General features: G+C 50.5%; 15 protein-coding genes. 8 read left to right on the forward strand and 7 right to left on the reverse strand.

All coding sequences use genetic code 11. The features are described from left to right. Positions 1-178: 178 nt before the first annotated feature. A complete protein-coding gene (epmA, locus tag K0335_RS09355; RefSeq protein ID WP_000004800.1) occupies positions 179-1,156 on the reverse strand; it encodes an elongation factor P--(R)-beta-lysine ligase in 978 nt (325 codons plus the stop codon). 325 nt (positions 1,157-1,481) lie between these two features. On the opposite strand from epmA, the gene frdA reads away from it, so the two are divergent. The 6 genes from frdA to blc all read left to right on the forward strand — a co-directional run bounded on the left by frdA (position 1,482) and on the right by blc (position 6,611). Continuing rightward, on the forward strand, positions 1,482-3,290 hold the full coding sequence (gene frdA, locus K0335_RS09360) for a fumarate reductase (quinol) flavoprotein subunit (protein WP_001192973.1): 1,809 nt from the start codon (positions 1,482-1,484) through the stop codon (positions 3,288-3,290). Continuing rightward, positions 3,283-4,017 (forward strand): fumarate reductase iron-sulfur protein, encoded by a 735-nt coding sequence (gene frdB / locus K0335_RS09365; protein ID WP_000829498.1) that lies wholly within the window; start codon positions 3,283-3,285, stop codon positions 4,015-4,017. Before frdA ends, frdB begins: the two co-directional genes overlap by 8 nt. Positions 4,018-4,027: 10 nt before the next feature. Continuing rightward, the gene (frdC, locus tag K0335_RS09370) at positions 4,028-4,423 is read left to right on the forward strand and encodes a fumarate reductase subunit FrdC (RefSeq protein WP_000208757.1); all 396 of its coding nucleotides are present in this window, start codon (positions 4,028-4,030) and stop codon (positions 4,421-4,423) included. Positions 4,424-4,433: 10 nt separating this feature from the next. After that, positions 4,434-4,793 (forward strand): fumarate reductase subunit FrdD, encoded by a 360-nt coding sequence (gene frdD, locus K0335_RS09375; protein WP_000609663.1) that lies wholly within the window; start codon positions 4,434-4,436, stop codon positions 4,791-4,793. Between the two features lie 62 nt (positions 4,794-4,855). Next, the gene (locus K0335_RS09380; RefSeq protein ID WP_104919872.1) at positions 4,856-5,989 is read left to right on the forward strand and encodes a BlaEC family class C beta-lactamase; all 1,134 of its coding nucleotides are present in this window, start codon (positions 4,856-4,858) and stop codon (positions 5,987-5,989) included. Between the two features lie 88 nt (positions 5,990-6,077). Next, positions 6,078-6,611 (forward strand): lipocalin Blc, encoded by a 534-nt coding sequence (gene blc / locus K0335_RS09385; protein WP_001238369.1) that lies wholly within the window; start codon positions 6,078-6,080, stop codon positions 6,609-6,611. On the opposite strand, the gene sugE is transcribed toward blc, so the two are convergent. From sugE to efp, 4 genes are all read right to left on the reverse strand, one after another. Then, positions 6,608-6,925: a quaternary ammonium compound efflux SMR transporter SugE gene (sugE, locus tag K0335_RS09390; RefSeq protein ID WP_000118482.1), complete on the reverse strand. Its 318-nt coding sequence runs from the start codon at positions 6,923-6,925 to the stop codon at positions 6,608-6,610. The genes blc and sugE overlap by 4 nt on opposite strands. Before the next feature lie 175 nt (positions 6,926-7,100). Further along, on the reverse strand, positions 7,101-7,247 hold the full coding sequence (gene ecnB / locus K0335_RS09395; protein ID WP_000239596.1) for a lipoprotein toxin entericidin B: 147 nt from the start codon (positions 7,245-7,247) through the stop codon (positions 7,101-7,103). A 110-nt stretch (positions 7,248-7,357) separates the two neighbouring features. After that, on the reverse strand, positions 7,358-7,483 hold the full coding sequence (gene ecnA / locus K0335_RS09400) for a lipoprotein antitoxin entericidin A (RefSeq protein ID WP_000977757.1): 126 nt from the start codon (positions 7,481-7,483) through the stop codon (positions 7,358-7,360). Positions 7,484-7,534: 51 nt separating this feature from the next. Further along, entirely contained in the window at positions 7,535-8,101 is a 567-nt protein-coding gene (efp, locus tag K0335_RS09405) for an elongation factor P (protein ID WP_000257278.1), read from the reverse strand. A 41-nt stretch (positions 8,102-8,142) separates the two neighbouring features. Here efp and epmB point away from each other — a divergent pair, with 41 nt between their 5' ends. Then, positions 8,143-9,171, forward strand: a complete 1,029-nt coding sequence (gene epmB, locus K0335_RS09410) for an EF-P beta-lysylation protein EpmB (protein ID WP_000940515.1) — start codon at positions 8,143-8,145, stop codon at positions 9,169-9,171. Between the two features lie 374 nt (positions 9,172-9,545). Continuing rightward, positions 9,546-10,412, forward strand: a complete 867-nt coding sequence (yjeJ, locus tag K0335_RS09415; protein WP_001008087.1) for a YjeJ family protein — start codon at positions 9,546-9,548, stop codon at positions 10,410-10,412. A 53-nt stretch (positions 10,413-10,465) separates the two neighbouring features. Here the strand turns inward: yjeJ and K0335_RS09420 are convergent, their stop codons facing one another. After that, positions 10,466-10,819, reverse strand: coding sequence for a DUF4156 domain-containing protein (locus tag K0335_RS09420; RefSeq protein WP_002431742.1), 354 nt, complete (start codon positions 10,817-10,819; stop codon positions 10,466-10,468). Positions 10,820-10,953: 134 nt separating this feature from the next. Beyond that, positions 10,954-12,600 carry a chaperonin GroEL gene (groL, locus tag K0335_RS09425; RefSeq protein ID WP_000729132.1) on the reverse strand — a complete coding sequence of 549 codons (1,647 nt, stop codon included), beginning with the start codon at positions 12,598-12,600 and terminating at the stop codon, positions 10,954-10,956. Positions 12,601-12,613 lie beyond the last annotated feature (13 nt).

The raw sequence follows: 12,613 nt of genomic DNA on the forward strand, positions 1-12,613 counted from the left end.
ACTGAACTGCACTGCCCAACATTGAGCGGGCAGCGTGAAAACCAATACAGAATTGATACCTGGATGATATCAAATATCCAGTCTTAAATTGTGGTCTTTAGCGGAAAAATGAAAATATATGCTACAGAATGGCGCCTATCACGCCATTCTTCGCGGTTGATTCAGTAATTTTTCAGAATTATGCCCGATCGACACTAAAGGCAATAACGTCAGACAAACGCTCAGCCCCCAACGCCAGCATGACCAGGCGATCCACCCCCAGCGCCACGCCAGAGCAGTCAGGCATCCCAACTTTCAGCGCCTCAATCAGGTTATGATCAATAGGATGCTGCGGTAACCCGCGCGCGGCACGTTTGCGGTTATCCTGCTCGAATCGTTGCTCTTGTTCACGAGCATCCGTTAATTCATGGAAACCATTCGCCAGCTCAATACCTTTATAGTAAACCTCAAAGCGTTCAGCGACCCGATGATCTTCGGTACTGATTTGCGCCAGTGATGCCTGACTGGCCGGAAAATGATACACAAATGTCGGTTTTTCTTTACCAATATTTGGTTCTACACCAAAGGTAAAGAGCAGTTGTAGCAAAGTGTCACGATCTTCTTCTTCGTCAGCCACGTTACTCAAATCGAGTTTTGCTGCCGCTTCCCGAAGCTGCGCTTTGTCGGCAGAGAGAGGATCAATCTCCAGATAACGCTGGAAGGCCTGCTGATATGAAAGACTTTCCGCAGGGGCACAATCAAGAACTTGTTGCAGTAGATCATCCACTTCATTCATCAGTCGATACATGTCATAGTGGGGACGATACCACTCCAGCATGGTGAATTCAGGATTGTGATGTCGCCCCATCTCTTCATTGCGGAAACTACGACACAACTGAAAGATTGGCCCGCAACCGGCTACCAGCAAGCGTTTCATGTGGTATTCCGGGCTGGTCATTAACCAAAGATTCATCCCCTGAGAGTGCCCAGGGCCTACGAAACGCGTTTCAAACGGGACGAGATGAATATCTGTAACCGTTGCCTGGCTCATACAAGGCGTTTCCACCTCCAGTACGCCGCGATCGGCAAAGAAACGCCGAATTTCCGTCATAATCGCTGCACGTTTTAAAAGGTTTGGGATGGATGCGCTCGGCTGCCAGGTTGCCGTTTCGCTCATGATGCTTTCTCCTGTTTATGACAAGGGCAGGAAGTCTACTCGTATCGCGTCGGGGAGACAAATTTTGCACGTTATTATTCAGATGAAAAAGAAAGATTAAAAAAAGTGCAAACCGCTGGTTTCGTAATTAAATTAATCAAAATCAGTGATAATTCAGGCCACTTGCCTGCCAAAAAATTCGAACACGTCAAATTTTCCAGGAGTGCGTAAGACTATACTGATGTACCTATAAAGGAGCAGTGGAATAGCGTTCGTAGTCGGTATTTTTCAGGCGCTTTGCCTGGAATTATGAGGCTGCGAAGTAACAATAATCTGGAGGAATGTCGTGCAAACCTTTCAAGCCGATCTTGCCATTGTAGGCGCCGGTGGCGCGGGATTACGTGCTGCAATTGCTGCCGCGCAGGCAAATCCTAATGCAAAAATCGCACTAATCTCAAAAGTATACCCAATGCGCAGCCACACTGTTGCTGCAGAAGGGGGGTCTGCCGCTGTCGCGCAAGATCATGACAGCTTTGAATACCACTTTCACGATACAGTAGCCGGTGGCGACTGGCTGTGTGAACAGGATGTCGTGGACTATTTTGTTCATCATTGCCCTACTGAAATGACTCAACTTGAGTTATGGGGCTGCCCGTGGAGTCGTCGCCCGGATGGTAGCGTCAACGTACGTCGCTTCGGTGGCATGAAAATCGAGCGTACCTGGTTCGCCGCCGATAAGACCGGCTTCCATATGCTGCACACGCTGTTCCAGACCTCTCTGCAATTCCCGCAGATCCAGCGTTTTGACGAGCACTTCGTACTGGATATTCTGGTTGATGATGGTCATGTTCGCGGCCTGGTGGCAATGAACATGATGGAAGGCACGCTGGTGCAGATCCGCGCTAACGCGGTCGTTATGGCTACCGGCGGTGCGGGTCGCGTTTATCGTTACAACACCAACGGCGGTATCGTTACCGGTGACGGTATGGGTATGGCGCTAAGCCACGGCGTTCCGCTGCGTGACATGGAATTCGTTCAGTATCACCCAACCGGTCTGCCAGGTTCCGGTATCCTGATGACCGAAGGCTGCCGCGGTGAAGGCGGTATTCTGGTCAACAAAAATGGCTACCGTTATCTGCAAGATTACGGCATGGGCCCGGAAACTCCGCTGGGCGAGCCGAAAAACAAATATATGGAACTGGGTCCACGCGACAAAGTTTCTCAGGCCTTCTGGCACGAATGGCGTAAAGGCAACACCATCTCCACGCCGCGTGGCGATGTGGTTTATCTCGACCTGCGTCACCTCGGCGAGAAAAAACTGCATGAACGTCTGCCGTTCATCTGCGAACTGGCGAAAGCGTACGTTGGCGTCGATCCGGTTAAAGAACCGATTCCAGTACGTCCGACCGCACACTACACCATGGGCGGTATCGAAACCGATCAGAACTGTGAAACCCGCATTAAAGGTCTGTTCGCCGTGGGTGAATGTTCCTCTGTTGGTCTGCACGGTGCAAACCGTCTGGGCTCCAACTCCCTGGCGGAACTGGTGGTCTTCGGTCGTCTGGCCGGTGAACAAGCGACAGAACGTGCAGCAACTGCCGGTAATGGCAACGAAGCGGCAATTGAAGCGCAGGCTGCTGGCGTTGAACAACGTCTGAAAGATCTGGTTAACCAGGATGGCGGCGAAAACTGGGCGAAGATCCGCGACGAAATGGGCCTGGCTATGGAAGAAGGTTGCGGTATCTACCGTACGCCGGAACTGATGCAGAAAACCATCGACAAGCTGGCTGAGCTACAGGAACGCTTCAAGCGCGTGCGCATCACCGACACTTCCAGCGTGTTCAACACCGACCTGCTCTACACCATTGAACTGGGCCACGGTCTGAACGTTGCTGAATGTATGGCGCACTCTGCAATGGCACGTAAAGAGTCTCGCGGCGCGCACCAGCGTCTGGACGAAGGTTGCACCGAGCGTGATGACGTCAACTTCCTCAAACACACCCTCGCCTTCCGCGATGCTGATGGCACTACTCGCCTGGAGTACAGCGACGTGAAGATTACTACGCTGCCGCCAGCTAAACGCGTTTACGGTGGCGAAGCGGATGCAGCCGATAAGGCGGAAGCAGCCAATAAGAAGGAGAAGGCGAATGGCTGAGATGAAAAACCTGAAAATTGAGGTGGTGCGCTATAACCCGGAAGTCGATACCGCACCGCATAGCGCATTCTATGAAGTGCCTTATGACGCAACTACCTCATTACTGGATGCGCTGGGCTATATCAAAGACAACCTGGCACCGGACCTGAGCTACCGCTGGTCCTGCCGTATGGCGATTTGTGGTTCCTGCGGCATGATGGTTAACAACGTGCCAAAACTGGCATGCAAAACCTTCCTGCGTGACTACACCGACGGTATGAAGGTTGAAGCGTTAGCTAACTTCCCGATTGAACGCGATCTGGTGGTCGATATGACTCACTTTATCGAAAGTCTGGAAGCGATCAAACCGTACATCATCGGCAACTCCCGCACTGCGGATCAGGGTACTAACATCCAGACCCCGGCGCAGATGGCGAAGTATCACCAGTTCTCCGGTTGCATCAACTGTGGTCTGTGCTACGCCGCGTGCCCGCAGTTTGGCCTGAACCCAGAGTTTATCGGTCCGGCTGCCATTACGCTGGCGCATCGTTATAACGAAGATAGCCGCGACCACGGTAAGAAGGAGCGTATGGCGCAGTTGAACAGCCAGAATGGCGTATGGAGCTGTACTTTCGTGGGCTACTGCTCCGAAGTCTGCCCGAAACACGTCGATCCGGCTGCGGCCATTCAGCAGGGCAAAGTAGAAAGTTCGAAAGACTTTCTTATCGCGACCCTGAAACCACGCTAAGGAGTGCAACATGACGACTAAACGTAAACCGTATGTACGGCCAATGACGTCCACCTGGTGGAAAAAATTGCCGTTTTATCGCTTTTACATGCTGCGCGAAGGCACGGCAGTTCCGGCTGTGTGGTTCAGCATTGAACTGATTTTCGGGCTGTTTGCCCTGAAAAATGGCCCGGAAGCCTGGGCGGGATTCGTCGACTTTTTACAAAACCCGGTTATCGTGATCATTAACTTGATCACTCTGGCAGCAGCTCTGCTGCACACCAAAACCTGGTTTGAGCTGGCACCGAAAGCGGCCAATATCATTGTAAAAGACGAAAAAATGGGACCAGAGCCAATTATCAAAAGTCTCTGGGCGGTAACCGTGGTTGCCACCATCGTAATCCTGTTTGTTGCCCTGTACTGGTAAGGAGCCTGAGATGATTAATCCAAATCCAAAGCGTTCTGACGAACCGGTATTCTGGGGCCTCTTCGGGGCCGGTGGTATGTGGAGCGCCATCATTGCGCCGGTGATGATCCTGCTGGTGGGTATTCTGCTGCCGCTGGGGCTGTTTCCGGGTGATGCGCTGAGCTACGAGCGCGTTCTGGCGTTCGCGCAGAGCTTCATTGGTCGCGTATTCCTGTTCCTGATGATCGTTCTGCCGCTGTGGTGTGGTTTACACCGTATGCACCACGCGATGCACGATCTGAAAATCCACGTACCTGCGGGCAAATGGGTTTTCTACGGTCTGGCTGCTATCCTGACAGTTGTCACACTGATTGGTGTCGTTACAATCTAACGCATCGCCAATGTAAATCCGGCCCGCCTATGGCGGGCCGTTTTGTATGGAAACCAGACGCTATGTTCAAAACGACGCTCTGCGCCTTATTAATTACCGCCTCTTGCTCCGCACTTTCCGCCCCGCAACAGCTCAACGAGATTGTGCATCGCACAATTACCCCGCTTATAGAGCAACAAAAGATCCCCGGTATGGCGGTGACGGTGATTTATCAGGGCAAACCTTATTACTTTACCTGGGGCTATGCGGACGTAGATAAAAAGCAGCCCGTCACGCAGCAAACGCTGTTTGAGTTAGGCTCGGTCAGCAAAACATTTACGGGCGTGCTTGGTGGCGACGCTATTGCGCGAGGGGAAATCAACCTAAGCGATCCCGCAACAAAATACTGGCCTGAACTTACCGCTAAACAGTGGAATGGGATCACACTATTACATCTTGCGACCTACACCGCTGGCGGCCTGCCGTTACAGGTGCCGGATGATGTTAAATCCTCAAGCGACTTGCTGCGCTTCTATCAAAACTGGCAGCCTGAATGGGCTTCAGGAACACAACGTTTGTATGCCAACGCCAGTATCGGTTTGTTCGGCGCAATGGCTGTGAAGCCGTCTGGTTTAAGTTTTGAGCAGGCGATGCAAACTCGTGTCTTCCAGCCTCTCAAACTCAACCATACGTGGATTAATGTGCCGTCCGCAGAAGAAAAGCATTACGCCTGGGGATATCGCGAAGGTAAGGCAGTGCATGTTTCGCCAGGGGCATTAGACGCTGAAGCTTATGGTGTGAAGTCGACCATTGAAGATATGGCCCGCTGGGTGCAAAGCAATTTAAACCCCCGTGATATCACTGAGAAAACACTTCAACAAGGGATACAACTGGCACAATCTCGCTACTGGCAAACCGGCGATATGTATCAGGGCCTGGGCTGGGAAATGCTGGACTGGCCGGTAAATCCTGACACCATCATAAACGGCAGTGATAATAAAATTGCACTGGCAGCACGCCCCGTAAAAGCGATTACGCCCCCAACTCCTGCAGTACGCGCATCATGGGTACATAAAACGGGGGCGACCGGCGGATTTGGTAGCTATGTCGCGTTTATTCCAGAAAAAGAGCTGGGTATCGTGATGCTGGCTAACAAAAATTATCCCAATCCAGCGAGAGTTACCGCCGCCTGGCAGATTCTCAACGCTCTACAGTAAAATTTCATCGGGTCCGAATTTTCGGACCTTTTCTCCGCTTTTCCTTGCTGTCATCTACACTTAGAAAAAAACCAGTAAGGAAACATTTATGCGCCTGCTCCCTCTCGTTGCCGCAGCGACAGCTGCATTTCTGGTCGTTGCCTGCAGTTCTCCTACGCCACCGCGTGGCGTGACCGTAGTGAATAATTTCGACGCTAAACGCTATCTCGGTACCTGGTATGAGATTGCCCGTTTTGATCACCGCTTTGAACGTGGACTGGAAAAAGTCACCGCAACATACAGCCTACGGGATGACGGCGGCCTGAATGTCATTAATAAAGGCTATAATCCTGACAGAGAAATGTGGCAGCAGAGTGAAGGGAAAGCGTACTTTACCGGCGCGCCTACCCGCGCTGCGCTGAAAGTGTCATTCTTTGGTCCTTTCTATGGCGGTTATAACGTTATTGCACTCGATCGGGAATACCGCCATGCGCTGGTTTGCGGCCCGGACCGCGACTACCTGTGGATACTCTCCCGCACGCCAACCATTTCTGACGAAGTGAAACAGGAAATGCTGGCAGTCGCGACCCGGGAAGGGTTTGATGTCAGTAAGTTTATTTGGGTACAGCAGCCCGGTAGTTAGTGAGTGCTGAGTTTCAGACCAATAATCCCCAATACGATTAACGCCAGGCTCGCCAGGCGCATCGGGTTAGCGGACTCACCGAGCAGCACAATACCGGTGATGGCCGCGCCGACTGCGCCAATACCCGTCCACACGGCATAAGCTGTCCCTACCGGTAACGATTTCATCGCCCACGCAAGTAGTGCCATACTGACAATCATCGCCGTCACGGTAATAACACTTGGCGTCAAACGACTAAAACCGTGGGTATATTTCAGACCAACGGCCCATACCACTTCCAGCAGACCAGCAATAACTAAGATAATCCAGGACATATCAGGCTCCGGAGAATTGGGGCCGTCCCCGGTGAAAAGACGCGTTTGCAGGTCGTCCTGCAAAGCGGTTGGTTGAACGAATATTTTGCCAGGTGACAGGGGAATTTCAACTATTACCTTAGTGACTATCGCAGAAAAAACAAACGGCACGACACAGCTGTCGTACCGTTATTGCTTATTGCTGCGCTTTCGTTGCTGCGCCAGAAATCGCGTTACCGCCATCAGAAATGTCTTCACCAACGCCACGCGTGGTGTTGCAGGCAGTTAATACTGTTGAAAGCACCAGAACAGAAAAGATCGCTGCAATTGTCTTCTTCACCATAACGTCTTCCTTTTAGGTAATGTTATTTATGTTTGCCTATAGCAAATTAATAATAGACAACATCGCCAAAAATGATGGAAATCTGATGATTTTTCGGAAGAGAAGAAAAATTAGCTGGCAGCGCGGGAGATGGAGTTGCCGAGATGTTTGATATCTTCGCCGAAACCGCGAGCGGTGTTACAGCCCGTGAGCAGCGTGCTGGCAAGCAAAACAAGAACGATAAGGCGTTTCATCATCTCTGACCTGAATAAGTGATGGTGCAGCCTGCAGGCCGCACCACAACCGCATTACTTCACGCGAGAGACGTATTCACCAGAGCGGGTATCCACTTTGATGACTTCGCCGATTTGTACGAACAGCGGAACTTTAACCACAGCGCCAGTAGACAGGGTAGCCGGTTTGCCGCCAGTACCTGCGGTATCACCTTTCAGGCCCGGATCGGTATCAACGATTTCCAGTTCAACGAAGTTCGGCGGAGTAACGGAGATCGGCTGACCATTCCACAGAGTTACGATACACTCTGCCTGATCCAGCAACCATTTAGCGTTGTCGCCAATTGCTTTTGCATCAGCAGACAGCTGCTCGAAAGTTTCGTTGTTCATGAAGTGCCAGAACTCACCGTCGTTGTACAGGTAAGTCAGGTTCATATCGACAACATCAGCGCCTTCAGCGGAATCAGTAGATTTGAAGGTTTTTTCTACGCGAGTACCGGTCAGCAGACGACGCAGTTTAACGCGAGCAAATGCCTGGCCTTTACCCGGTTTTACGAATTCACTCGCTTCAACCGCGTAAGGTTCGCCGTCTAACATGATTTTAAGACCAGCACGAAAATCGTTGCTATAGTACGTTGCCATAAGGCCCTCTGAAATTTGTTAATTGGTAGCTAAGCCACAAAATGGCGCATATTGTAACCCTAAATACCCCATCCAGAGAAGATTGGTTAACGCAACTTGCCGATGTTGTGACCGATCCTGATGAACTTCTGCGTCTTTTGAATATAGACGCGGACGAAAAACTGTTGGCCGGACGCAGCGCCAAAAAGCTGTTTGCCCTGCGTGTGCCCCGCTCATTTATCGATCGCATGGAGAAAGGTAATCCGGACGATCCGCTTTTGCGTCAGGTACTTACCTCGCAAGATGAGTTTGTCGTCGCGCCCGGATTCTCCACCGACCCGCTGGAAGAACAGCACAGCGTAGTGCCTGGTTTGTTGCATAAATACCACAACCGGGCGCTTTTGCTGGTCAAAGGCGGCTGCGCGGTAAATTGCCGCTATTGCTTCCGTCGCCATTTCCCGTATGCCGAAAATCAGGGCAACAAGCGTAACTGGCAGACTGCACTTGAGTATGTTGCTGCGCATCCGGAACTGGACGAGATGATTTTCTCCGGCGGCGATCCGCTGATGGCGAAAGATCACGAGCTGGACTGGTTGCTTACACAACTGGAAGCCATCCCGCATATCAAACGTCTGCGGATTCACAGCCGTCTGCCGATTGTGATCCCGGCACGCATCACAGATGCGCTGGTTGAACGCTTTTCACATTCTACGCTGCAAATCTTGCTAGTGAATCACATCAACCATGCCAATGAGGTAGATGAAACATTCCGCCAGGCTATGGCTAAGTTGCGCCGGGTAGGCGTTACTTTGCTGAACCAGAGCGTTCTGTTACGTGGTGTGAACGATAACGCACAAACGCTGGCAAACCTGAGTAATGCGTTGTTCGATGCGGGCGTGATGCCGTATTACCTGCATGTGCTCGATAAAGTACAGGGCGCGGCGCATTTTATGGTGAGTGATGACGAAGCACGGCAGATTATGCGTGAGTTGCTGACACTGGTGTCGGGATATCTGGTGCCGAAACTGGCGCGTGAAATTGGCGGCGAACCCAGTAAAACGCCGCTGGATCTGCAATTACGTCAGCATTAAACCAAAAGATGGATTTTTCAGTCACCTACAGCTAATGACACACGCGAAATTGCCCGATACGCTATGCTTATCGGGCTTACATGGTTTCTGCAATATATTGAATTTTCTAGATTTGTAGGCCATATAAGCCATTTCTGCCGCATCCGGCAATGGGTACAATGCACTTTGTCCTCAATATAAGGAGTCTTTTTCAGGCGCCTTTATTTATGGCTTGCAACTTAACCATTAAATTTGCTGGATGCTTTTTGTTACTCAACCCATAGAGTAAACATTCAAATTTGTGTTATTTTAATCGCCTTTACCACTACATCATTCATTAACTATATAAATCTTCAATAATAATTAGATTTAGTAATGGTTAGGGAGAACCTACAATGGCCATAAGTATTAAAGGCGTAAATACTGGTGTTATTCGTCAAAAAGATACTTTTATTGCGCTGGCATTAAAAATTCGCGAACCACGCAATAAAGAATCATTATTTTTCTTTTCCGTTATGGAGCTGCGTGACCTGCTGATCGCGCTTGAAAGCAGACTCTGGCAAAAACAGCAGATAAATGCTGATGAGCGACAGAACTACGAGAAAGCCCGCGATAAAGCCAACAAAAAGATGGTTGAAAACATCCCGGAACTTCAGGTAGAGGAACTGAAAAATGCCGATATTAATCGTCGAATTAAAACGCTTTCATTAATCAGTAATCAGGGTGAAGATTTAATTTTCGCATTAACTTTACATGACGGAAGTCAATGTGAATTACAGGTGAATGAACTGCAAATTGAAATGATAGCAAGAGCGATCATTCATGCCATCAATAATGCTGAAATGCTCGAACTGGCTCAGAGAATGACTTCTTTATTAGATTTCTTACCTTTATTTGATGTCGATTGTCAGGATAACGGTAATCTGGAATATGACTCTTATGATCAGCCAGAGTGGAAACATAATTTATTTAGCCATTATCTGGCAGTTATTTATCGTTATCAGGATCAGGAAGGCAAAGAACAGTTTTGCGGTTCTATTGTGAAATCCCGCGCGCCCTCAGGCGGTAAAGAAGTTGAGGGCATCACCCGTCGACTGCTTGATTTTAGCCCACGTCTGAAGAAAATCGCGCAAACACCGTGCCAGGTGTCTGTCAGAACGTTAACGGCTAACAGTTCGCAACAATTGACTCAGGAGCAGTGTTTACGTGCCCTGCATCATTTGCGAGTCCAAACTGCCCAAAAAGCTGCTGAACAAAAGTAATAGCAGATATACCAATGAACCCCAGCGATGGGGTTCATCATCTCTCACATTAATCAGTTCGGGCACTTGTAAACCTGACCGCTGATTTCGCTGTCAGTCGGAACAAAGCTGGACAACATACCTTGTGTCGGGCTGCTGATACCATAAATCACGTTACCACCCATTGCAGCTGCCTGGTTGCGCAGATCGTTTGCCGCACCACGCATAGAACCGCCTTCTTCACCGTGTTGCCCGGAAAGCCAGTTACTTTGCTTACCTGTCGCAGTACCAATCAGCTGGCACTCTGCACCTGGCTGCTCGTCTACAATGCGTACACTCTGACCGGCAGCACTCAATTCGTTGCTGGAGCTACAACCCGCCATCAGTAGCGCGGCACCGACAATCCCTGCTAAGTATTTTACGTGCATGTTATTCCCCATAATCAATGAGCTGGACGCCACTCGCGTCTGTGTGTGAATCTTATACTAAAAAGATGACTAAAAGAAAAACCCCCAGACATTTCTGCCTGAGGGTTTGTTTATTTCTGCGAGGTGCAGGGCAATTACATCATGCCGCCCATGCCACCCATGCCACCCATACCGCCAGCAGCGCCTAAGTCAGCTGCATCGTTTTTCGGCAGGTCGGTAACCATGCACTCGGTGGTGATCATCAGGCCAGCCACAGAAGCCGCGTACTGCAGAGCAGAACGAGTTACTTTGGTTGGATCCAGGATACCCATGTCGATCATGTTGCCATATTCTTCGGTTGCTGCGTTGTAACCGTAGTTGCCGTCGCCAGCTTTAACAGTGTTAGCAACAACAGACGGTTCTTCACCGCAGTTCAGGACGATCTGACGCAGCGGAGCTTCCATTGCACGCAGTGCAACTTTGATACCCACGTTCTGCTCTTCGTTCTGACCACGCAGGTCAGCCAGTTTAGACGCTACGCGGATCAGCGCAACACCGCCACCAGCAACCACGCCTTCTTCTACCGCAGCACGGGTCGCGTGCAGGGCGTCTTCAACGCGTGCTTTTTTCTCTTTCATTTCAACTTCGGTAGCAGCACCTACTTTGATAACTGCAACGCCGCCTGCCAGTTTCGCTACGCGCTCCTGCAGTTTTTCGCGGTCGTAGTCAGAAGTTGCTTCTTCAATCTGCTGACGGATCTGAGCAACACGGCCCTGGATTGCAGCTTCTTCACCCACGCCATCGATGATGGTGGTGGTGTCTTTGTTGATTACAACACGTTTAGCCTGACCCAGGTCTTCCAGGGTCGCTTTTTCCAGCTCCATACCGATCTCTTCAGAGATTACGGTACCGCCGGTCAGGGTTGCGATATCCTGCAGCATAGCTTTACGACGATCGCCGAAGCCCGGTGCTTTAACCGCAGCGACTTTCACGATGCCACGCATGGTGTTAACAACCAGAGTTGCCAGCGCTTCGCCTTCAACATCTTCAGCGATGATCAGCAGCGGTTTGCCTGCTTTTGCAACGGCTTCCAGAACCGGCAGCATTTCGCGGATGTTGGAGATTTTCTTGTCAGCCAGCAGGATGAACGGGCTTTCCAGTTCTACTGCGCCAGTTTCCGGCTTGTTGATGAAGTAAGGAGACAGGTAACCACGGTCGAACTGCATACCTTCAACCACGTCCAGTTCGTCCTGCAGACCAGTACCGTCTTCAACGGTGATAACGCCTTCTTTACCGACTTTGTCCATCGCTTCAGCGATCAGTTTACCTACGGTTTCGTCGGAGTTAGCGGAGATAGTACCAACCTGAGCAATCGCTTTAGAGTCGGAGCACGGTACGGACAGCGCTTTCAGTTCTTCAACTGCAGCGGTAACGGCTTTGTCGATACCACGTTTCAGGTCCATCGGGTTCATGCCCGCAGCAACAGCTTTCAGACCTTCAGTGATGATAGCCTGAGCCAGTACGGTTGCGGTGGTGGTACCGTCGCCTGCAGTGTCGTTCGCTTTAGAGGCAACTTCTTTCACCATCTGCGCACCCATGTTTTCGAACTTGTCTTCCAGTTCGATTTCACGAGCAACGGAAACACCATCTTTGGTGATAGTCGGTGCACCGAAAGATTTATCCAGAACTACGTTACGGCCTTTCGGACCGAGGGTAACTTTCACTGCATCTGCCAGTACGTTTACGCCGCGCAGCATTTTCACACGAGCGTCGTTACCGAATTTTACGTCTTTAGCTGCCATTATCTTTATTCCT

The organism is Escherichia sp. GZ89, assembly GCF_019366485.1.
In the GTDB taxonomy this organism is placed as follows: Bacteria; Pseudomonadota; Gammaproteobacteria; order Enterobacterales; family Enterobacteriaceae; genus Escherichia; species Escherichia fergusonii.

Coding starts and splice junctions, on each gene's coding strand:
- frdC (WP_000208757.1), top strand. CDS start 4,028: ATGACGACTAAACGTAAACCGTATGTACGGCCAATGACGTCCACCTGG.
- ecnB (WP_000239596.1), bottom strand. CDS start 7,247: ATGGTGAAGAAGACAATTGCAGCGATCTTTTCTGTTCTGGTGCTTTCA.
- epmA (WP_000004800.1), bottom strand. CDS start 1,156: ATGAGCGAAACGGCAACCTGGCAGCCGAGCGCATCCATCCCAAACCTT.
- ecnA (WP_000977757.1), bottom strand. CDS start 7,483: ATGATGAAACGCCTTATCGTTCTTGTTTTGCTTGCCAGCACGCTGCTC.
- frdB (WP_000829498.1), top strand. CDS start 3,283: ATGGCTGAGATGAAAAACCTGAAAATTGAGGTGGTGCGCTATAACCCG.
- sugE (WP_000118482.1), bottom strand. CDS start 6,925: ATGTCCTGGATTATCTTAGTTATTGCTGGTCTGCTGGAAGTGGTATGG.
- K0335_RS09380 (WP_104919872.1), top strand. CDS start 4,856: ATGTTCAAAACGACGCTCTGCGCCTTATTAATTACCGCCTCTTGCTCC.
- groL (WP_000729132.1), bottom strand. CDS start 12,600: ATGGCAGCTAAAGACGTAAAATTCGGTAACGACGCTCGTGTGAAAATG.
- efp (WP_000257278.1), bottom strand. CDS start 8,101: ATGGCAACGTACTATAGCAACGATTTTCGTGCTGGTCTTAAAATCATG.
- blc (WP_001238369.1), top strand. CDS start 6,078: ATGCGCCTGCTCCCTCTCGTTGCCGCAGCGACAGCTGCATTTCTGGTC.
- yjeJ (WP_001008087.1), top strand. CDS start 9,546: ATGGCCATAAGTATTAAAGGCGTAAATACTGGTGTTATTCGTCAAAAA.
- K0335_RS09420 (WP_002431742.1), bottom strand. CDS start 10,819: ATGCACGTAAAATACTTAGCAGGGATTGTCGGTGCCGCGCTACTGATG.
- epmB (WP_000940515.1), top strand. CDS start 8,143: ATGGCGCATATTGTAACCCTAAATACCCCATCCAGAGAAGATTGGTTA.
- frdD (WP_000609663.1), top strand. CDS start 4,434: ATGATTAATCCAAATCCAAAGCGTTCTGACGAACCGGTATTCTGGGGC.